The sequence below is a fragment of the Streptomyces amakusaensis genome (genome assembly GCF_039532665.1).
GTDB classification, from domain to species: domain Bacteria; phylum Actinomycetota; class Actinomycetes; order Streptomycetales; family Streptomycetaceae; genus Streptomyces; species Streptomyces amakusaensis.
On sequence record NZ_BAAASB010000011.1, the window covers coordinates 164992 to 184544 of the forward strand.

A 19553-nucleotide genomic window follows, 5' to 3' on the forward strand; every position below is an offset into this window, starting at 1 on the left:
TTGGGAAGTGCGGGGACGGCGCGGTCCGAATGGAGGAAGTCACAAGATCAGCGGTTTGGCCCCCAGACTTTCCGCGGCACTGCAGCGGTCATCGTGGTATTAGCGCTTACTTTTTGTCCAGTCGGTATCCCAAGGTGTTGTGCAAGTGCAACCTGCTCTTCCGGCCATTGCCGGGCCGTCGGGAGCGGCCTCCCGGGGCCGGGCGGACGCGGTGCCGGAGGGCCGGGGAGGCCCTGGAACGGGCGGGATTGGAACAGGGACGGGTCCATCCGCGAGGATGTGCCCATGACCGCCCAGATTCTCGATGGCAAGGCCACCGCAGCCGCGATCAAATCGGAACTGACCGCCCGTGTGGCGGCCCTCAAGGCGAAGGGAGTGACGCCCGGCCTCGGCACCCTGCTGGTCGGGGACGACCCGGGCAGCCGTTGGTACGTCAATGGCAAGCACCGTGACTGCGCGCAGGTCGGCCTGGCGTCGATCCAGCGCGAACTGCCCGAGACCGCCACCCAGGAGGAGATCGAGGCGGTCGTCCGGGAGCTCAACGAGAACCCCGAGTGCACCGGCTACATCGTCCAGTTGCCGCTGCCCAAGGGCATCGACGCCAACCGGGTGCTGGAGCTGATGGACCCGGCGAAGGACGCGGACGGCCTGCACCCGGTGAGCCTCGGCCGGCTGGTCCTCGGGATCGAGGGCCCGCTGCCCTGCACCCCGTACGGAATCGTCCAGCTGCTCCGTCACCACGGGGTCGAGATCAACGGCGCGAATGTGGTCGTCGTCGGTCGCGGCATCACCATCGGGCGGCCGATGCCGCTGGTGCTGACCCGTAAGTCCGAGAACGCCACCGTGACGCAGTGCCACACGGGTACGCGGGACCTCGCCGCGCATCTGAAGCAGGCGGACATCGTCATCGCGGCGGCGGGCGTGCCGCATCTGATCAAGCCCGAGGATCTGAAGCCGGGCGTGGTGGTGCTCGACGTGGGCGTCAGCCGGGACGAGAACGGCAAGATCGTGGGGGATGTGCACCCCGGAGTCGCCGAGGTGGCGGGCTGGGTGGCCCCGAACCCGGGCGGCGTCGGTCCGATGACCCGTGCGCAGCTGCTGGTCAATGTGGTCGAGGCGGCGGAGCGCGCGGCGGGCGTCGGCGCGGCGGGCTGAGCGGGGAGAGAGGCTGCCCCCATGGGCGTACGGATGAACGACGACCGCGAGGTCGGGGGCGGCGGCCCGGCGGGCCCCGCCCAGGACCCCGCACCGGCCGCCCGCCGGGACGCGGGGACGGAGCCCGGCACGGACGCGGCCCCGGACACGAAGCCGGAGCCCGAGGCCGAGGCCGGGCCCGGCGATGGCGAGAGCGACGACAGCGGTGACGGCGGTGACGGTGGTGACCGCGACGCGGGCGAGAGCGCTCCGGCGGCCGGCGCCGGCCGCCGCCCGCCGACCCTCACCACGCACACCGCGCGCCCCGAGGGCGGCGGCCGTGCCGCCCCGGGGGACGCGCCCGCCCCCGCCAGGCAGTGGCCGCTGCTGACGGTGCTGGCCCTGGTCGGGGCCGGTCTGCTGATCGTCGGTCTGAACCCGTTCGACGAGGCGTTCCGGATCGGCACCCTGCTGGTCGGCGCGGGCCTGCTCACGGGCGCGGCGCTGCGCAGGGTCCTGCCCTCCGTGGGCATGCTCGCCGTGCGCTCCCGCTTCACCGACCTGCTCACCTACGGTCTGCTGGGCGTGGTCATCACCCTGCTGGCGATGCTCGCCCAGCCGGATCCCTGGCTGGACCTGCCGTTCCTGGAGGACCTGGTCCGCTTCACCTTCCGGGAGTAGCGCGTTCATCCGCATGTCATCCCGGCGACGCCCGTGCTTCCTCCGGAGGAAGCACGGGCGTCGCCCGTGTGATCGAGAATCGTCGGGAACCCGCCCCGGCCCATGGGGACGGGTGTGGCCAGTGGTGCGGAAGTGGCCACTTTGGCGCGGTGTGATCGCCGCGTCGTGGATGGGACACTGTGGCGGCAGCCGTGATGGGGCGCACTGAGGGGCGCGGACACCATCTTGGAAGCTCCCGTGCACGCCGGTGTCAGAAACTGACATCCTGACCCCATACATCTCCTCTGGTTGTCCGACTTATCGGCATGAGGGTGGTGCGAGGGCGGCTGAGCGCGGGTCACAGTACCTACGTTCGGGGGACAAGGGGGTTAGACCATGGCTCGTTGGAAGGCGCTTCCGGAGGAGTTGGATCCGGAAGTCCGTGAGTTCGCCGAGCAGTTGCGTCGGCTCGTCGACCGGAGCGGGCTCAGCATCGCGGCGGTGTCGGATCACACCGGCTACAGCAAGACGTCCTGGGAGCGCTACCTCAACGGGCGGATCCTCGCCCCCAAGGGCGCGATCATCGCGCTGGCCGAGGTGACGGGCACCAGCCCGGTCCACCTCACCACCATGTGGGAGCTGGCGGAGCGGGCCTGGAGCCGCGCCGAGGCGCGCCACGACCGGACCATGGAGCAGATACGGATATCCCAGGCCCGAGCGGCCCTGGGAGAGTACGAATCGGCCGCGCCCGGCACCGGGGACGGACCGGGCGGCGGCCGGGGGAAGAGCCGTACGGCAGCCCCCGACGCGGCAGCCCCGACGGCCGCCTGGCCCCCGTACAAGGACCAGCTGGAGCAGGTCGTGGGCCCGGCCGGGGGGTACGGCCGTTCCGCCGGGCAGAGCAGGCACCGCGCTCCCGGGGCCGGGGGCGGCCGTCGCTCCGGGCCCGGCGGCGGCCGTTCGGGCCCCGCGGGCGGCAGGCGGAAGACGGTCGTCTTCGTGGCCGGAGCGGTGGTCGCGCTGGCCGTGGTCGCCGCGGCGGTCCTGCTGGCCGACCTCGGCGGCGAGCCGGAGAAGACCAAAACGGTCGCCAAGCCGTCGCCCATCGCGTCCGCCAGCGCCTCGGCGCTGCCCGACGGGGTGAAGTGCGTCGGGGAGAAGTGCGCGGGCCAGGACCCGCAGGCGATGGGCTGCGGAGGCGAGTTCGCGAAGACCGTCGCCACCGCGACCGTGGGCGGGGCGAAGATCGAGGTCCGGCACAGCGAGGTCTGCAAGGCCTCCTGGGCGCGCATCACCGAGGCCGCCCCCGGCGACACGGTGGAGATCAGCGTCGGCGGCAAGGGCCGTCAGGACGGGCTGGTGAACGCCGACAACGACGCCTTCACCCCCATGACGGCGGTCGCCGACGGGGCGAAGGCGACGGCCTGCGGCACGCTGAAGGCCACCGGCGTCAAGGGCTGCACCGACGAGTGAGCGGCCCGCGCCGCCGGATCGGCCCCGGCCGCCGCGCGGCGGCGGCGTGAGCCGTGCCACAAGGGGCCGTCGGTCACCGGTCGGCAAGGTCGGATAGCCTGACCGCTGGATGTCTCTTCACATCAAGATTCGTCTTGAGAGTCGTCCCGGGAATCCGTGATCCGGAATCCCGGGCATTCGTGAAGGGTGGAAGGGGCGTCCCGGACCCGGGGCAGGGACCCCCACCGCCAGCTGTCTTACGGAGATCGCCATGACCCGCACTCCCGTCAACGTCACCGTGACCGGCGCGGCCGGCCAGATCGGTTACGCGCTGCTCTTCCGCATCGCCTCGGGCCACCTGCTCGGCCCGGACGTACCGGTCAAGCTGCGCCTTCTTGAGATCACCCCGGCGCTGGGCGCGGCCCAGGGCACCGCCATGGAGCTCGACGACTGCGCCTTCCCGCTGCTGCGCGGCATCGACATCACCGACGACCCCAATGTCGCCTTCGACGGTGCCAACGTGGCCCTCCTCGTCGGCGCGCGCCCCCGCACCAAGGGCATGGAGCGCGGCGATCTGCTGGAGGCCAACGGCGGCATCTTCAAGCCGCAGGGCAAGGCCATCAACGACCACGCGGCGGACGACGTCAAGGTGCTCGTCGTCGGCAACCCGGCCAACACCAACGCCCTGATCGCCCAGGCCGCCGCCCCGGACGTGCCGGCCGAGCGCTTCACCGCGATGACCCGCCTGGACCACAACCGCGCCCTGTCGCAGCTCGCCGCGAAGACGGGCACCACCGTCTCCGACATCAAGCGCCTGACGATCTGGGGCAACCACTCGGCGACCCAGTACCCCGACATCTTCCACGCGGAGATCGCGGGCAAGAACGCGGCCGAGCTGGTCGACGACGAGGCCTGGCTGGCGGACACCTTCATCCCGACCGTCGCCAAGCGCGGCGCGGCCATCATCGAGGCCCGCGGCGCGTCCTCGGCCGCCTCGGCGGCGAACGCGGCGATCGACCACGTCCACACCTGGGTCAACGGCACCGCCGAGGGCGACTGGACCTCCATGGGCATCCCCTCGGACGGCTCCTACGGCGTCCCGGAGGGTCTGATCTCCTCCTTCCCGGTGACCGCGAAGGACGGCCGGTACGAGATCGTCCAGGGCCTGGACATCAACGAGTTCTCGCGCGCCCGCATCGACGCCTCGGTGCGCGAGCTGGCGGAGGAGCGCGACGCGGTGCGCGCCCTCGGTCTCCTCTGATCCGAGCCTGATCCGGGCCTGACCCGAGCCTGACCCGGCTCGTACGCCCCGCAGCTCTCCCGCCCCCGGCCGCTCCGGCGTCCGGGGGCGGAGTGCGTTCACGCCCTCCCGGCCGAGACGCCCCGCCCGGCTCCGATAGGTTGATTTCCCTGTACACGGGGTGTGTTGGGGAGGCGGGGGTGTCCGGAGTGAGCGGACGGATCATCTTTCTGAACGGGACGTCCAGTTCCGGCAAGTCGAGCATCGCCCAGGAGCTGCTGATGATCCTGGACGAGCCGTACTTCCATCTGCCGGTGGACGCGTTCCACGCGATGCGCACCCGGCGGGAGTACCCGCCCGAGCAGGTGGAGCAGCTGCTCAGGCGCACCTGGGCGGGTTTTCACCGGGCGGTCGCGGGGATGGCGGCGGCGGGCAACAACATCGTGGTGGACCATGTGCTGAGCCAGCCGTGGCGGCTGGCCGACTGCCTGGAGCTCTTCGTCCCCGAGGATGTCGTCCTGGTCGGCGTCCACTGCCCGCCGGCGGAGCTGGAGCGGCGCGAACGCGCGCGGGGGGACCGGCCCGAGGGCCTGGCCGCCGGGCAGCTCGCGCAGGTGCACGCGCACGGGGTGTACGACATCGAGTGCGACACCGCCGCGGCCACGCCCGCCGAGTGCGCGCGGCGGATCGCCGAGGCCCTGCCGCTGCTGCCCCGGCCCACCGCCTTCACCCGGCTGAAGCACGCCGCCGCGACGCCCGGGGGCTGAGCGCGCGACGGGGCGCCTCAGTCGGTGAACGCGGTGCCGAACCGGCCGTTCGTCCCCACCGTGCCCAGCGCCCTGGGGCCGTACACGAAGGCACCGTCCGGGCTGACCCCGTCGGCCGTCGAGGTGAAGACCCAGACCGCGCCGTTGAGTCCGTTCTCGCCCCGGGCGGTGGCGGCCAGCTCCGGCGTCCCGTCGCCGTTGGAGTCGATCAGCTTGGTGGCGGAGCCGAACCGGTCGTCCTCCTCGGCGGTGCCGGGCACCCCCGCGTCCCCCTGGACGAAGGTCCTGGCCCCCTTGCCGGTCGGCCCGCTCCCGGTGCCGCGCAGGGCGAAGACGGCCCCCGAACCCTCCTGGTCCGGGGAGTCCTTGCCCTCCGCGCCGACCATGACGTCCCCGTAGCCGTCCCCGTCGACGTCACCGATGGAGACCGCCGTGCCGAACCGGTCCAGGGGCCCCGCGCCGCCCGGCATCCCGGGGCCGTCCTGGTGGAAGTCGCGCGCGCGGGTCCCGGCCGGGCCGCCCGCGGAGCCCGGCACATAGGTGATCTTGCCGCCGGTGGGGATGGCCGGCTCGTACGCGTGCGCCTCGGTGTGGCCGACGACGATGTCCTCGAAGCCGTCCCCGTTCACATCGCCGACGTCGAGGCTGTCGCCGCGCACACTGGTGCGCCCGAAGCCGTTGACGTACGCGGGGGAGGCGAGGCCCTGGGCCGTGCCCTTCCAGTACATGAGGTCGGGGGTGGTCGCCTCGCCGTACCCCTGGAGCCCGGCGATGTCGGTGATCCCGTCGCGGTTCACATCGCCCGCCGCCAGCTCCACCATCTCCTCGTCCCGCCGGCTGGGGACCCGCGAGGTGCGGCTGGGCGAGCCGTCCCGGGCGAAGGGTCCGGAGAGCAGCCAGAGTTCGTCCCCGTGTCCGGTGGTGACCACGTCCGGGCCGCCGTCGCCGTCGAAGTCGCCGGTCACGATGTGGCTGCCGGAGCGCCGCTCCGAGCCGTCCAGCAGGATCGCCCCGCCCGCGAGCCCGTCGGGGCCGCCCCAGATCACCGAGAGGGTGCCGTCCGCGTTGGCGTCCTCGTGGGGGGAGCCGACCACGAGATCCGCGTACGGGTCCCCGTTCAGATCGGCCGCGGCGAGCGCCGTGCCGTAGGAGTCGCCCGCCCCGGTGCTCCCCGGTATCCCGGGGGTGTCCTGATGGATGATCTGTTTGCTCTCGATCCGCAGGCCCGACTTCGAGCCGTAGAGCACCGAGACATAGCCCGCCCGTTTCTTGCCGTCTACGGTCCCCAGGGGCGCGGCGACCGCGAGATCCTGATAGCCGTCGCCGTTGAAGTCCTCCGTCGGGCCCGTCGGCCGCCCCGCGGCGGCCACGGTCGCGGCCTGCTCGGCGGGGGCCGTGCCGGAGACGGCGAACGCCACCGGGGCGGCCAGGGAGCCTGCGGCCGCGAGCGCGACCAGTTTCAGACCACGGGACACACGGCGTGAGTTCATGAGCGGGCCTCATAGGTGAGCGTCGTGACGGGCGGGGGGGGGCTGGTGCGCGGCCCGCCCGGGGGCGGGACACGCACCAGCTTGACCCACGAGGTTCCCGAAGGGTTGCCCCGCCTCCGGCACCTCTCGCCTCACGTCCGCTTCCCCTCCCGCCCGTCTTCCCCGGCGCGCCGGAACCGCCGGAACACCTGTGAGCGTGGAGTGTTCGAAGGGTGTGAAGGGGGCCAGGGGGCGGGACCGACGGCGTGACCACTAGTCTGTCGGCGTTTCAGCACCTTTCCACGACATGTGATTTTCGAACGGGGGCGGCCGGCTGATGGCGCGACGCAGACTGAGGTCGAGCACGGTGGTGCTCGGCGGGATGGGCCTACTGGCGCTGACGATCACCTCCTGCGGGTCGGAACCGGACAAGCGGTGCGCGGACCGGGCGAACCTCGACCATCTGCCGAGCTACGAGTGCGACACCTACGACGGCAAGGGCGACCACTACTACGGCGGCAAGATCGAGGGCGGCACCGTCTGGGGCGGCAGCTTCGACAAGAGCGCGGTCGAGCGGGACGGCTTCGGCTGCTCCGGCTCCGGCGGCGGCTGACCCGGAACAAGCACCGGAACGAGCACCGGAACAAGCACCGAAACGAGCACCGATGCGACGTCACACCATCGAGCCCCGGCCCGACTGGCAGCGGACCGTGGAGGAACAGGGCTGCGTCTACCCCCTCACCCGCCACCCGGACGGCTCGCTCCGCCCGTACTGGGACGAGAGCGCCTACTACGAGTTCTCACTGCCCGAGGTCGAGGCGCTGGAGGAGGTCGTCGACGAACTCCACGCCATGTGCCTGGCCGCCGCCGCGCACATCGTGGCGCGGGACCGCTTCGCCGACCTCGGCATCACCGACCCGAGACTCGCCCGGCTGATCGCCGAGTCCTGGCGGCGGCGCGCCGAGCTGCCCTCCGTCTACGGCCGGTTCGACCTGCGGTACGACGGCACCGGCCCGGCCAAGATGCTGGAGTACAACGCCGACACCCCCACCTCGCTGGTGGAGGCCGCCAGCCCCCAGTGGTTCTGGATGGAGGAACGATTCCCCGGCGCGGACCAGTGGAACTCGCTCCACGAGCGGCTCGTCGCCGCCTGGCAGCGGCAGGCCCCGCTGCTCCCGCCGGGCCCCCTGCACTTCGTCCACTCCGACGGCGACGAACTCGGCGAGGACCTGATGACCGTCGCCTATCTGCGCGAGACCGCCCAGCAGGCCGGGATCGACACCGAGGCGCTGTCGGTGGAGCGGATCGGCTGGGACCGGCTCTCCGGGCGGTTCGTCGACGAGAAACTCCGGTTCATCCGCTCCTGCTTCAAGCTCTACCCCTGGGAGTGGCTGACCACCGACCGCTTCGGCCCGCACGTCCTGGACACCCTGGACAACGGCGGCGGCACCGGCACCACCTGCTGGATAGAGCCCGCCTGGAAGATGCTCCTCTCCAACAAGGCGCTGCTCGCCATCCTCTGGGAGCTGTACCCGGGCCACCCCAACCTGCTCCCGGCCTATCTCGACGGCCCCCGCGAACTCGCCGCCGGGCGCGGCTATGTCGCCAAGCCGCTCCTCGGCCGCGAGGGCGCGGGCGTCACCGTCCACGAGCCCGGCCACGCCCCGGTTTTGCGCGACGAGCCCTGCTGCTACCAGGAGCTGGCCCCGCTGCCGGACTTCGACGGCAACCGGGTGGTGCTCGGGGCATGGGTGGTCGAGGACGAGGCGGCGGGCCTCGGCATCCGCGAGTCCTCCAGTCTGATCACCGACGAGTACGCCCGCTTCCTGCCGCACGTCATCCTCTGAGGATCCGGTACGGCCCGGCCGTACCGGATCCTCATGGACGCGCCGCTCAGCCCGCCAGCACCGCGCGCAGCTGATCGAGCCCCCAGTCGAGATCCTCCTTGGAGATCACCAGCGGCGGCGCGATCCGGATCGTCGAGCCGTGGGTGTCCTTGGCCAGCACCCCCCGGTCCATCAGCTTCTCGGAGATCTCCCGGCCGGTGCCCCGGGCCGGATCCACGTCCACCCCCGCCCACAGCCCCCGTCCGCGCACCGCCCGCACCGCGCCCGCGCCCGTGAGCAGACTCAGCTCATGGTGAAGGTGCTCGCCCAGCTCGGCCGCGCGCTGCTGGTGCTCGCCGGTCCTCAGCATCGCGATCACCTCCAGCGCCACCGCGCAGGCCAGCGGATTCCCCCCGAAGGTCGAGCCGTGCTCCCCGGGCCTGAACACCCCGAGCACCTCCTGCGAGGAGACCACCGCCGACACCGGCACGACCCCGCCGCCCAGCGCCTTGCCCAGCAGATACACGTCCGGCACCACGCCCTCGTGCTCACAGGCGAAGGTCCGGCCGGTACGGCCCAGGCCCGACTGGATCTCATCGGCGATGAACAGCACGTTCCGCTCACTGGCGAGCCGGCGCACGCCCGCCAGATATCCCTCCGGCGGCACCAGCACCCCCGCCTCACCCTGGATCGGCTCCAGCAGCACGGCCACGGTGTTCTCCGCCGTCATCGCCGCGCTCATCGCGGTGAGATCCCCGTACGGCACGATCTGGAACCCCGGTGTGTACGGGCCGAAGTCCGCCCGCGCCTCCGGGTCGGTCGAGAAGCTGATCACCGTCGTCGTCCGGCCGTGGAAGTTGTTCGCCGCGACGACGATCTTGGCCATGCCCTCGGGGACCCCCTTGACCCGGTACCCCCACTTGCGGGCGGTCTTCACCGCCGTCTCCACCGCCTCCGCGCCGGTGTTCATCGGCAGCACCGACTCCATGCCGCACAGCTCCGCCAGCTCCGTACAGAAATCGGCGAACCGGTCGTGGTGGAAGGCGCGCGAGGTGAGGGTGACCCGGTCCAGCTGCGCCCTGGCCGCTTCGATCAGCCGGGGGTTGCGGTGGCCGAAGTTGAGGGCCGAGTAGCCCGCGAGCAGATCGAGGAAGCGCCGCCCCTCGACATCGGTCACCCACGAGCCCTCCGCCGTGGCGACGACCACGGGGAGCGGGTGGTAGTTGTGCGCGGTGTGGGCCTCGGCCGCGGCGATGGCGCTGTCAGATGCGGACACGGGATCTCCGATCAGGTAGATACAAGGGCATCCGGCGTGGGGCGGGCCGATCTTGTCAGCACGCACCCCTGTTTCTATCGTCGCTCGCCATACGGACACGGAAACCTTGCCGTCGGGCCCCGGCATTAGGGTGGGTGGTGAGCACGGCGACTGGCGTACGCGGAATGACCGCGGTGGAGCCGTGCCCTCAGGAGCAGACGAGACACCGCCCGCCTGGGTGTCCCGGCAACCCGGTCACCCCCGGGGCCGCCGGAGGACCGTCCGTCCAGCCGCCCCGGGGAACCGGTCGTCACCACGACCCGGAGGACACGCCATGAGCACCCTTCCCCACCCCGCCCTCGCCGCCGCCGACCCGGAACTCGCCGCGCTCGTCGGAGCCGAGGAGCGGCTCCAGGCCGAGACGCTCCGGCTGATCGCCAGCGAGAACTATGTCTCCCGCGCCGTGCTGGAGGCCGCCGGGACCGTGCTCCAGAACAAGTACAGCGAGGGCTACCCCGGCCGCCGCTACTACGAGGGCCAGCAGAACATCGACCAGGTCGAGCGGCTCGCCGTCGCCCGCGCCAAGGACCTCTTCGGCGTCGAGCACGCCAATGTGCAGCCGTACTCCGGCTCCCCGGCCAACCTCGCCGTCTATCTCGCCTTCGCCGAGCCCGGCGACACCGTGATGGGCATGTCGCTGCCCATGGGCGGCCACCTCACCCACGGCTGGGGCGTCTCCGCCACCGGCACCTGGTTCCGGGGGGTGCGCTACGGGGTACGCCGGGACACCGGCCTGGTCGACTTCGACGAGGTCCGCGAGCTGGCCCTCAAGGAACGCCCGAAGATCATCTTCTGTGGCGGCACCGCCGTGCCCCGGACCATCGACTTCGCGGCCTTCGCGGAGATCGCCCGGGAGGCCGGCGCGATCCTGGTCGCCGACGTCGCCCACATCGCCGGACTGATCGCGGGCGGCGCGCACCCCTCGCCCGTGCCGCACGCCGATGTGATCTCCACGACCACCCACAAGACCCTGCGCGGCCCGCGCGGCGCGATGCTGATGTCCCGCGAGACGCACGCCAAGGCCCTCGACAAGGCCGTCTTCCCCGGACTCCAGGGAGGCCCGCACAACCAGACCACCGCCGCCATCGCGGTCGCCCTCCACGAGGCCGCCCAGCCCTCCTTCCGGAGCTACGCCCACGCGGTCGTCGCCAACGCCCGGGCGCTGGCCGAGGCCCTGCTGGAGCGGGGCTTCGACCTGGTCTCCGGCGGCACCGACAACCATCTGATCCTCATGGACCTCACCCCCAAGGAGGTCCCCGGCAAGATCGCCGCCAAGGGCCTGGACCGGGCGGGCGTCGTCGTGAATTACAACACCGTCCCCTACGACGCCAGAAAGCCCTTCGACCCCTCCGGCATCCGCATCGGCACCCCCGCCCTGACCTCGCGCGGCCTCGGCACGGAGCACATGCCCGCCGTCGCCGACTGGATCGACCGGGGCGTGCGCGCGGCGGGCGCGGGCGACGAGGACGCGCTGGCCGCGATCCGCCGGGAGGTCGCCGAACTGATGGCCGCATACCCTGCTCCCGGGCTGCCCGGCTGATCCGCCGCCCGGCCCGGGCCCGGCAGGGTGTCCGGGCCCGGCCGGGCACCTGAGAGAATGACCGGCATGGCCCAAGACCGTCAGCATGGCTCCGCCCAGCACCCCCGCCCCCGGGCGCTGTCCGGCATCCAGCCCACCGCAGGCTCGTTCCACCTCGGGAACTACCTCGGAGCGATCCGCCAGTACGTGGCGCTCCAGGAGACCCACGACGCGTTCTACATGGTCGTGGACCTGCACGCGATGACCGTGCCGCAGGAGCCGGCCCAGCTGCGGGCCAACACCCGCCTCGCCGCCGCCCAGCTGCTCGCCGCCGGGCTCGACCCCGACCGCTGCACCCTCTTCATCCAGAGCCATGTGCCCGAGCACGCCCAGCTCGGCTGGGTGATGAACTGCATCGCCGGCTTCGGCGAGGCCTCCCGGATGACCCAGTTCAAGGACAAGTCCGCCAAGCAGGGGGCCGACCGGGCCACCGTCGGGCTCTTCACGTACCCGATCCTCCAGGTCGCGGACATCCTGCTCTACCAGGCGGACTCCGTGCCGGTCGGCGAGGACCAGCGCCAGCACATCGAGCTGACCCGCGATCTCGCCGAGCGCTTCAACACCCGCTTCGGCGACACCTTCAACGTCCCGGCGGCGCACATCGTCAAGGAGGTCGCGAAGATCTACGACCTCCAGGACCCGGCGATCAAGATGAGCAAGTCGGCCTCCACGCCCAAGGGCCTGATCAACCTTCTGGACGACCCGAAGACGACCGCGAAGAAGGTCAAGAGCGCGGTCACCGACGCCGAGGCCGTCATCCGCTTCGACCCGGTCGGGAAGCCCGGCGTCAGCAACCTCCTGACCATCTACTCCACCCTCACCGGCACGTCCGTCGCCGAGCTGGAGCGGGAGTACGAGGGCAAGATGTACGGCGCGCTCAAGACCGACCTCGCCGAGGTGATGGTGGAGTTCGTCACGCCGTTCCGCGCCCGTACGCAGGAGTATCTGGACGACCCCGAGACGCTCGACGCGGTGCTCGCCAAGGGGGCCGAGAAGGCCCGCGCGGTGGCCGCCGAGACCCTGGCCACGGCGTACGACAGGGTGGGCCTGGTGCCGGCCAAGCACTGACCGAGCCTTTCAGTATGGGGCCTGCCGGCCCCCCGGCGCTGTGTCCAACGCCTCTGGCCACACACGCCGTACAGCCGCCACACTGGCGGCTGTACGACTCCCGCTCCGGCGGGGGTCCCGCCCGACGGGTGCACCGCCCGACCGAAGTGTGAAGGAGAACGACGTGGGGACCGTCACGCTCGGCGTCTCGATCGCGGTCCCGGAGCCCTACGGCAGCTTCCTCCAGGAGGCGCGCGCGGGCTTCGGGGACCCCGCCGCCCACGGCATCCCCACCCATGTGACCCTGCTGCCGCCCACCGAGGCCGACCCCGCGCTGCTCCCGGCCGTCGAGGCGCATCTCACCGAGGTCGCGCGGGCGGTGCGGCCGTTCCCCATGCGGCTCAGCGGTACGGGGACCTTCCGGCCGCTCTCCCCGGTCGTCTTCGTGCGGATCGCCGAGGGCGCGGCGGCCTGCTCCTGGCTCCAGAAGCGGGTCCGGGACGCCTCGGGCCCGCTGGTGCGCGAGCTCCAGTTCTCGTACCACCCCCATGTCACCGTCGCCCACGGCATCGCCGAGGAGGCCATGGACCGGGCGTACGAGGAACTCGCCGACTTCGAGGCGGCCTGGACCTGCGCCTCCTTCTCGCTGTACGAGCAGGGCGCGGACAGCGTCTGGCGGAAGCTGAACTCGTACGCCTTCGGCGACGGCGGGCCCGCCGCGGTGCCCCCGCAGGGCTCGCCGGCCGGCGAGCCCGCGCCCTTCTCCTCCTGACTTCAGACGGGAAGCCGGCGGAACAGCGGTCGCGGCACATGCCGCAGGGCCGTCATCGCGATCCGCAGCGTCCCCGGCACCCACACCGTCTCCGAGCGGCGGCGCAGCCCCAGCTCCACGGCGGCGGCGACCGCCTCGGGGGTGGTGGCCAGCGGCGCGGCGGGCCGCCCCGCCGTCATCCGGGTACGGACGAATCCCGGGCGTACGACCATCACATGGACCCCCGTCCCGTACAGCGCGTCCCCCAGCCCCTGGGCGAAGGCGTCGAGTCCGGCCTTGCTCGACCCGTAGATGAAGTTGGCGCGCCGGGCCCGCTCGCCCGCGACGGAGGAGAGCACCACCAGGGAGCCGTGCCCCTGGTTCTGGAGCGCCGCCGCGCAGATCAGCCCGGCCGACACCGCGCCCGTGTAGTTGGTCTGCGCGACCCGCACCGCCGCGGGCGGGTCGCCCTCGTCGTTCGCCTGGTCGCCCAGGACGCCGAAGGCGAGCAGCACCATGTCGATGTCGCCCTCGGTGAAGACCTTGCCGAGACTCTCCTCGTGCGCGCCGGTCTCCAGCGCGTCGAAGGCGACCGTACGGACGTCCGCGCCGAGCGCGCGCAGCCCCTCGGCGGCGGCTTCGAGTTCGGGGCAGGGGCGTCCGGCCAGCCAGACGGTGCGGGCGCGGCGGGCGATCAGCCGGCGGGCGACGGCGAGGCCGATCTCCGATGTGCCGCCGAGGACGAGCAGGGACTGCGGGGTGCCGAAGGCGTCCTTCATGACTGCTCCTGTACGTGCGTGGGAGGGGGCGGGGCTCACAGGCCGAGCCGTCGGGAGAGGTCGGAGGCGAAGACTCCGCGCGGGTCCAGCCGGGCCCGCAGGGTGCGGAAGTCCGCGAGCCGGGGGTACATCCCGGCGAGGAGTTCCGGGCGCAGCCGGGAGTCCTTGGCGAGGTAGACCCGGCCGCCCGCGCCCGCGACCTCCTCGTCCAGCTCGTCCAGGAAGCCGCCGAGGCCGCTCAGCCCGGCGGGGATGTCCAGCGCCAGGGTCCAGCCGGGCACCGGGAAGGAGAGCCAGCCCGGGTCGGCCTCGCCGAACCGTTTGAGGACCGCGAGGAAGGACGGGCAGCGGCGGCGGGCGATCCGCCGGACGATCCGGCGCAGGGTCTCCTCCCGGCCGTGGCCGACGACGAACTGGTACTGGACGAAGCCGTCGCGGCCGTAGATCCGGTTCCAGTGCGGCACGGCGTCCAGCGGGTGGAAGAAGGACGGGATCCGCTGGAGCGCGCCGGTCCGGGACCGGGGGGCCCTGCGGTACCAGAACTCGTTGAACAGGCCGACCGTGGTGCGGGTGAGGAGTCCCGCCGGGACGAAGGCGGGCGGCGCGGGCAGTCTGCCGGGGCGGAAGGCGAGCGGATCGCGCCGGGCGCGCGCGGGCAGCGCGTCCAGCGGGGCGTGCTCCCCCCGGGTGAGGACCGAGCGGCCGAGCGCCCTGCCGCGCGCGAGCAGATCGATCCAGGCGACCGAGTAGCGGTAGCGGTGGTCGGTGGCGGCGAGTCTGGCCATCAGGTCGTCGAGATCGGTGGCGCGTTCGGTGTCGACGGACATCAGCGAGGTCTCCACCCGGTGGAGGCGGATCTTCGCGGAGAGGATCACCCCGGTCAGTCCCATGCCGCCGGTGGTGGCGTCGAAGAGGTCGGTGCCGGGGAGCGCGGTGTGCACCGAGCCGTCGGCGGTGAGCAGTTCGACGGATTCCACATGGCGTGAGAAGGCCCCGCTGACGTGGTGGTTCTTCCCGTGGATGTCCGCGCCGACCGCGCCGCCCACGGTGACGTGCCGGGTCCCCGGCGTCACCGGCACGAACCAGCCGAGCGGCAGCAGCACTTCCATCAGCCGGTGCAGGCTCACCCCGGCGTCGCAGACGACCGTGCCCGCCTCGGTGTCGACGGCGTGGATCCGCCGCAGCGCCGTCATGTCGAGGACCGTGCCGCCCGCGTTCTGCGCCGCGTCGCCGTAGGCCCGGCCGAGCCCCCGGGCGATTCCGCCCCGGACACCCCAGTCGCGTACCGCCGCCGCGGCCTCGTCGTGGGAGCGGGGGCGCAGCACGGCGGCGGTGGTGGTGGCGGTGCGGCCCCAGCCGCTGACGGGGACGAAGGGGTCGACGGGGGGGAGGGGGTTCTCGGCAGGCATGGATGTGACCGTATAGCCGTGTATGCCCACATTTTTGGAGTGTCTGGCTGACTCGCCGAAATGGGTGATTAAACGAGTGTCATCAAAGAATGGCGTGAAATGTCGGCCGGTCGCCCAGAAGAGTCGCCCCGAGAGCGGGGGCCGGGCTCAGAAGAAGGGGTGGCGAATGAGATACGCCGACTGCGCGGCGGCCGACCGTGGGCTGCTCGCGGCGATGCGCGACTGCGGCGGCCGGCCGGGGGTCGCCGGGGCGGCCCGGGCGCTCTCCCACGCCGGCGAGCACGGCGCGCTCTGGCTCGCCGCCGGCCTCGCCGGCGCCGCCGTCGACCACCGCCGCCGGAGCCGCTGGCTCCGCGCCACAGCCCTCATCGGCACGGCCCACCTGGCCAGCCTCTGCCTCAAATGGACCGTCCGCCGCGCCCGCCCGGGCCCGGTGCCGGTGTCCGCGCCGGACCGCCGGGTTCCCGCCTCCGGCACCGCGTCCCCTGGGGTTCCCCAGACGGTACGGGCGGACGCGGCCGGGTCCGCCGCGGCGCTCGGGCCGTTGGTGCGGACGGCGGGGCCGTACTCCTTCCCCAGCTCGCACGCGACCTCGGCCGCGGCGGCGGCCGTCGTCTTCGGCGCGCTTCTCCCGGCGGCGGAACCGGCGGTGGCCGTGCTCGCCGCCGCGATGTGTGTGTCACGGCTCGTCGTCGGCGTCCACTATCCGAGCGATGTCGCGGCGGGCGCCGCCCTCGGCGGGCTCGCCGCCCGGCTCGGCTCGCGGTGGACCGGGGGCCGGGGCCCGTGCGGAGGGCGGGCGGAGTGACCGGCCGCGGCACCGCCCTGCTGGGCCGCCCCCCGCACCCCGGCGGGGGGCGCGTGCCCAGACCCGCGCCCCCCGGCATCCGTGCCCTGCCCGGCGGGCTGCTCCGGTCCGCCCGGCCCCGGCAGTGGGTCAAGAACGCCCTGGTCCTCGCCGCGCCCGCCGCCGCCGGGGAGCTGGACTCCCTCCACAACGCCGCCCGGCTCGCCGTCGTCTTCCTGCTCTTCACCACGGCCGCCGCCGCCGTCTACCTCCTCAACGACGCCCGCGACGCCGAGGCCGACCGCGCCCACCCGGTGAAGTGCCGCCGCCCGGTCGCCGCCGGGGAGGTCCCCGTACCCCTCGCCTACGCGGCGTCCGCGCTGCTCGCGGCGGCGGCGGTGGCCGGGGCCGCGGCCCTCTGCAACCCGCTGACCGGGGCGCTGCTCACCGCGTACCTCTCGACGCAGATCGCGTACTGCGTCTGGCTCAAACATGTCCTCGTGGTCGATCTGGCCGTCGTCACCACCGGTTTTCTGATGCGGGCGATGATCGGCGGAGTCGCGCTCGACATCCCGCTCTCCCGCTGGTTCCTGATCACCACCGGCTTCGGCGCGCTCTTCATGGTCGCCGCCAAGCGCTACTCCGAAGCCGTTCAGATGGCGGGCGGCGGCGGCGCGACCAGGGCCCTGCTGAACGAGTACACCACCGGCTATCTGCGGTTCGTCTGGCAGCTCGCGGCCGGGGTCGCCGTGCTCGCCTACTGTCTGTGGGCGCTGGAGAACGACGCCGCCGACGCCGGGGCGCTGCTGCCCTGGCGGCAGCTGTCGATGATCGCCTTCATCCTCGCGGTGCTGCGGTACGCCGTCTTCGCCGACCGGGGCACCGCGGGCGAGCCCGAGGACGTGGTGCTGCGCGACCGGGCGCTCGCCGTCATCGGTCTGGTGTGGGCCGCGATGTACGGTTTGGCGGTCGCGGGCCTGTGAGCGGCGGCCCAGGGGGTAGGCGTACGGCATGGACTGGTTGACACGGCTCCCGCTCATCGGCCCCTGGGCGGCCCGGCTGGCGCGTACGCACGCCTGGCGCTCCTACGAGACCCTGGAGCGGGCGCACTGGACCCGGCTCGCCGCCGCCATCACCTTCCTCAGCTTTCTCGCGCTCTTCCCGCTGATCACCGTCGCGGCGGCGGTCTGGGCCGCGCTGCTGGGCGAGGAGGGGCTGACCAGGCTCCAGGACCGGCTCGCCGACCAGGTGCCGGGGATCTCCGAGCAGCTCGACATCGGCTCGCTGGTCGCCAACGCGGGTACGGTCGGGCTGGTCGCGGGCGCGCTGCTGCTGCTGACCGGGATCGGCTGGGTCGGCTCGATGCGGGACTGCCTGCGGGCCGTGTGGGGTCTGGACGACGAGGACGAGGGCAATCCGGTTCTGCGCAGGCTCAAGGACGCGGGCGTGCTCCTGGGGCTCGGCGCGACGGCGCTCGCCTCCCTCGCCGCCTCCGCGCTCGGCTCCTCGGCGGTCGGCTGGGGAGCGGAGCGGCTCGGTATCGAGCCGGGCGGGGCCGAGGGAGTGCTGCTGTCGGCCGCCGCCATCTCCGTCGCCGTCGCCGCCGGTTTCCTGATCCTGCTCTATCTGCTGACCCTGCTCCCCGGGACCCATCCGCCGCGCCGCCGGCTGCTGGTGGCCGCCCTGCTCGGCGCGGTCGGATTCGAGCTGCTGAAGCTGCTGCTCAGCGGCTATATGCAGGGGGTCGCTTCGAAGAGTCTGTACGGGGCGTTCGGCGTGCCGGTCGCCCTGCTGCTGTGGATCAATCTGACCGCGAAGCTGCTGCTGTACTGCGCGGCCTGGACGGCGACGGCGACGGCGACGGACACGGCGAAGGCGAGCGGCGAGAACGGTGACAGCGGTGAGAGCGGCGAAGCCACCGAGCAGGCCCCCCGCACCCCCTGATCTCAGCCGCGCCGGGAGGGCCAGCGGCGGTTGACCACGAACACGGCCGCCGCCAGCGCGATCAGCGCCCCGCCCGCGATCGCCAGCGCCGTCCCCATCCCCCCGGAGGTCTCCTTCGCCCCCGCCGAGGCGACCTGATCCGCCGCGGTCCCGTTCCCGCTGCCGCTCCCGGCCCCGGCCGTGTCCCCGCCGTGCTCGTTCTTGGCCGGACCGGCCTTGCCGACGTCCTTGACGGGGACGGACCGGGGAGCCACCAGCTCACCCACCGGGGTGACCTTCCCCGAGGCCGCGAAGCCCCAGTCGAACAGCTCCGCCGTCTCCTTGTACACGGCGTTGCTCTCGCCCGAGTCCGGGTTCATGACGGTGACGAGAAGCACCTTGCCGTTCCGCTCGGCCACTCCGGTGAAGGTCGCCCCGGCATGCGTCGTATTGCCGTTCTTCACCCCGGCGACCCCCTTGTACGGGGCGATCCCGTAGTCGCCGGTCAGCAGCCGGTTGGTGTTCTGGATCTCGAAGGTCTCCCGCTTCTTGCCGTCCATCTCGCCGGGGAAGTCGGCGCTGACGGTGGATGCGTACTCGCGGAAGTCCTTCTTCTGCATCCCGCTGCGGGCGATCAGCGTCAGGTCGTACGCGGAGGAGACCTGCCCCGCCGCGTCGTAGCCGTCGGGCGACACCACCTGGGTGTCGAGCGCCTGCAACTCCTCGGCGTGCGCCTGCATGTCCTGGACGGTCTTGTCGAAGCCGCCGTTCATCGCCGACAGCACATGGACCGCGTCATTGCCGGAGCGCAGGAAGACGCCGAGCCAGAGATCGTGGACCGAGTAGCTGAGGTCCTCCTTGACCCCGACCAGGCTGCTGCCGGGGCCGACGTCCTCCAGCTCCTCGGCGGAGACCTTGTGGGTGGTCGCCTTGGGCAGCTTCGGCAGCAGGGTGTCGGCGAAGAGCATCTTGAGCGTGGACGCCGGGGGGAGCCGCCAGTGCGCGTTGTGCGCGGCGAGGACATCGCCGTTCTCCGCGTCCGCGACGATCCAGGACCGTCCGCTCAGCTCCTTGGGGAGCACCGGCGCGCCCTTGCCGAGAGTGACCTGGGTGCCCGCCCTGCCGAGCAGTGAGCCCCCGATGGTGGACATCGCCGCCGGGGGGCTCGGCTGCTTCTTCGAGGTGCTCTTGGACTTGCCCTTCGGCTTGTCGTCGTGGGAGTCCGCGGCGGCGGGAGCGACGAGGAGGAGGGGGAGAAGCGAGGCGGCGGCGACCGTCAGCACCGACTTCTTCACGGTCTTCTTCAGGGCGGACACGGATGTGAAAGTACAGGGGAAAACAGAAAATATGCTTATCGGGTTCATGGCGCGCCGTGAAGACCGCCGGGACAGCCCACCCGGCGCGGCCGGCCCCGC

Annotated in this window: 18 protein-coding genes and 1 riboswitch; of the genes, 13 read left to right on the plus strand and 5 right to left on the minus strand. The window is 72.5% G+C overall.

All coding sequences use genetic code 11. The features are described from left to right. The first annotated feature begins 285 nt into the window (after positions 1–285). The 5 genes from ABD371_RS20670 to ABD371_RS20690 all read left to right on the plus strand — a co-directional run bounded on the left by ABD371_RS20670 (position 286) and on the right by ABD371_RS20690 (position 5253). Positions 286–1155: a bifunctional methylenetetrahydrofolate dehydrogenase/methenyltetrahydrofolate cyclohydrolase gene (locus ABD371_RS20670; RefSeq protein WP_344478999.1), complete on the plus strand. Its 870-nt coding sequence runs from the start codon at positions 286–288 to the stop codon at positions 1153–1155. A gap of 21 nt (positions 1156–1176) precedes the next feature. After that, on the plus strand, positions 1177–1815 hold the full coding sequence (locus ABD371_RS20675) for a DUF3017 domain-containing protein (protein ID WP_344479001.1): 639 nt from the start codon (positions 1177–1179) through the stop codon (positions 1813–1815). A gap of 375 nt (positions 1816–2190) precedes the next feature. Continuing rightward, a complete protein-coding gene (locus ABD371_RS20680) occupies positions 2191–3267 on the plus strand; it encodes a helix-turn-helix domain-containing protein (RefSeq protein WP_344479003.1) in 1077 nt (358 codons plus the stop codon). A gap of 250 nt (positions 3268–3517) precedes the next feature. Beyond that, positions 3518–4507 (plus strand): malate dehydrogenase, encoded by a 990-nt coding sequence (locus ABD371_RS20685; RefSeq protein ID WP_190121621.1) that lies wholly within the window; start codon positions 3518–3520, stop codon positions 4505–4507. 188 nt (positions 4508–4695) lie between these two features. After that, on the plus strand, positions 4696–5253 hold the full coding sequence (locus ABD371_RS20690) for a chloramphenicol phosphotransferase CPT family protein (protein WP_344479006.1): 558 nt from the start codon (positions 4696–4698) through the stop codon (positions 5251–5253). 17 nt (positions 5254–5270) lie between these two features. Here the strand turns inward: ABD371_RS20690 and ABD371_RS20695 are convergent, their stop codons facing one another. Beyond that, positions 5271–6743, minus strand: a complete 1473-nt coding sequence (locus tag ABD371_RS20695) for an FG-GAP-like repeat-containing protein (RefSeq protein ID WP_344479008.1) — start codon at positions 6741–6743, stop codon at positions 5271–5273. A 316-nt stretch (positions 6744–7059) separates the two neighbouring features. Between ABD371_RS20695 and ABD371_RS20700 the strand changes: the two genes are divergently transcribed. Further along, complete coding sequence (locus tag ABD371_RS20700; RefSeq protein ID WP_344479009.1) at positions 7060–7335, plus strand: hypothetical protein; 276 nt, start codon at positions 7060–7062, stop codon at positions 7333–7335. 52 nt (positions 7336–7387) lie between these two features. Beyond that, positions 7388–8569 (plus strand): glutathionylspermidine synthase family protein, encoded by a 1182-nt coding sequence (locus ABD371_RS20705; protein WP_344479011.1) that lies wholly within the window; start codon positions 7388–7390, stop codon positions 8567–8569. A gap of 46 nt (positions 8570–8615) precedes the next feature. Here ABD371_RS20705 and rocD read toward each other — a convergent pair whose 3' ends face one another. Continuing rightward, on the minus strand, positions 8616–9824 hold the full coding sequence (rocD, locus tag ABD371_RS20710) for an ornithine--oxo-acid transaminase (RefSeq protein WP_344479012.1): 1209 nt from the start codon (positions 9822–9824) through the stop codon (positions 8616–8618). Between the two features lie 136 nt (positions 9825–9960). Next, positions 9961–10050, plus strand: a riboswitch (ZMP/ZTP riboswitch). Between the two features lie 87 nt (positions 10051–10137). Between rocD and ABD371_RS20715 the strand changes: the two genes are divergently transcribed. The 3 genes from ABD371_RS20715 to ABD371_RS20725 all read left to right on the plus strand — a co-directional run bounded on the left by ABD371_RS20715 (position 10138) and on the right by ABD371_RS20725 (position 13261). Further along, the gene (locus ABD371_RS20715) at positions 10138–11403 is read left to right on the plus strand and encodes a serine hydroxymethyltransferase (protein WP_344479014.1); all 1266 of its coding nucleotides are present in this window, start codon (positions 10138–10140) and stop codon (positions 11401–11403) included. A gap of 66 nt (positions 11404–11469) precedes the next feature. Then, on the plus strand, positions 11470–12510 hold the full coding sequence (gene trpS / locus ABD371_RS20720) for a tryptophan--tRNA ligase (RefSeq protein WP_344479015.1): 1041 nt from the start codon (positions 11470–11472) through the stop codon (positions 12508–12510). A gap of 163 nt (positions 12511–12673) precedes the next feature. Then, complete coding sequence (locus ABD371_RS20725; protein WP_344479017.1) at positions 12674–13261, plus strand: 2'-5' RNA ligase family protein; 588 nt, start codon at positions 12674–12676, stop codon at positions 13259–13261. A gap of 2 nt (positions 13262–13263) precedes the next feature. Here ABD371_RS20725 and dprE2 read toward each other — a convergent pair whose 3' ends face one another. Both dprE2 and dprE1 read right to left on the minus strand, forming a co-directional pair. Next, a complete protein-coding gene (gene dprE2, locus ABD371_RS20730) occupies positions 13264–14019 on the minus strand; it encodes a decaprenylphospho-beta-D-erythro-pentofuranosid-2-ulose 2-reductase (protein ID WP_344479018.1) in 756 nt (251 codons plus the stop codon). Positions 14020–14054: 35 nt separating this feature from the next. Next, the gene (dprE1, locus tag ABD371_RS20735; protein ID WP_344479020.1) at positions 14055–15428 is read right to left on the minus strand and encodes a decaprenylphosphoryl-beta-D-ribose oxidase; all 1374 of its coding nucleotides are present in this window, start codon (positions 15426–15428) and stop codon (positions 14055–14057) included. Positions 15429–15594: 166 nt separating this feature from the next. Between dprE1 and ABD371_RS20740 the strand changes: the two genes are divergently transcribed. Genes ABD371_RS20740 through ABD371_RS20750 form a run of 3 tightly spaced genes read left to right on the plus strand, consistent with a single transcriptional unit; the run spans position 15595 to position 18159 of the window. Next, complete coding sequence (locus ABD371_RS20740; protein WP_344479021.1) at positions 15595–16236, plus strand: phosphatase PAP2 family protein; 642 nt, start codon at positions 15595–15597, stop codon at positions 16234–16236. Beyond that, positions 16233–17198, plus strand: a complete 966-nt coding sequence (locus tag ABD371_RS20745) for a decaprenyl-phosphate phosphoribosyltransferase (protein WP_381734023.1) — start codon at positions 16233–16235, stop codon at positions 17196–17198. The genes ABD371_RS20740 and ABD371_RS20745 overlap by 4 nt, the downstream gene beginning before the upstream one ends. A gap of 28 nt (positions 17199–17226) precedes the next feature. Continuing rightward, a complete protein-coding gene (locus ABD371_RS20750) occupies positions 17227–18159 on the plus strand; it encodes a YihY/virulence factor BrkB family protein (RefSeq protein WP_344479023.1) in 933 nt (310 codons plus the stop codon). Positions 18160–18161: 2 nt separating this feature from the next. On the opposite strand, the gene ABD371_RS20755 is transcribed toward ABD371_RS20750, so the two are convergent. Beyond that, positions 18162–19445 carry a D-alanyl-D-alanine carboxypeptidase family protein gene (locus ABD371_RS20755; RefSeq protein WP_465270031.1) on the minus strand — a complete coding sequence of 428 codons (1284 nt, stop codon included), beginning with the start codon at positions 19443–19445 and terminating at the stop codon, positions 18162–18164. Positions 19446–19553 lie beyond the last annotated feature (108 nt).

Coding starts and splice junctions, on each gene's coding strand:
- ABD371_RS20670 (WP_344478999.1), top strand. CDS start 286: ATGACCGCCCAGATTCTCGATGGCAAGGCCACCGCAGCCGCGATCAAA.
- ABD371_RS20675 (WP_344479001.1), top strand. CDS start 1,177: ATGGGCGTACGGATGAACGACGACCGCGAGGTCGGGGGCGGCGGCCCG.
- ABD371_RS20680 (WP_344479003.1), top strand. CDS start 2,191: ATGGCTCGTTGGAAGGCGCTTCCGGAGGAGTTGGATCCGGAAGTCCGT.
- ABD371_RS20685 (WP_190121621.1), top strand. CDS start 3,518: ATGACCCGCACTCCCGTCAACGTCACCGTGACCGGCGCGGCCGGCCAG.
- ABD371_RS20695 (WP_344479008.1), bottom strand. CDS start 6,743: ATGAACTCACGCCGTGTGTCCCGTGGTCTGAAACTGGTCGCGCTCGCG.
- ABD371_RS20700 (WP_344479009.1), top strand. CDS start 7,060: ATGGCGCGACGCAGACTGAGGTCGAGCACGGTGGTGCTCGGCGGGATG.
- ABD371_RS20705 (WP_344479011.1), top strand. CDS start 7,388: ATGCGACGTCACACCATCGAGCCCCGGCCCGACTGGCAGCGGACCGTG.
- ABD371_RS20715 (WP_344479014.1), top strand. CDS start 10,138: ATGAGCACCCTTCCCCACCCCGCCCTCGCCGCCGCCGACCCGGAACTC.
- trpS (WP_344479015.1), top strand. CDS start 11,470: ATGGCCCAAGACCGTCAGCATGGCTCCGCCCAGCACCCCCGCCCCCGG.
- dprE2 (WP_344479018.1), bottom strand. CDS start 14,019: ATGAAGGACGCCTTCGGCACCCCGCAGTCCCTGCTCGTCCTCGGCGGC.
- dprE1 (WP_344479020.1), bottom strand. CDS start 15,428: ATGCCTGCCGAGAACCCCCTCCCCCCCGTCGACCCCTTCGTCCCCGTC.
- ABD371_RS20740 (WP_344479021.1), top strand. CDS start 15,595: ATGAGATACGCCGACTGCGCGGCGGCCGACCGTGGGCTGCTCGCGGCG.
- ABD371_RS20750 (WP_344479023.1), top strand. CDS start 17,227: ATGGACTGGTTGACACGGCTCCCGCTCATCGGCCCCTGGGCGGCCCGG.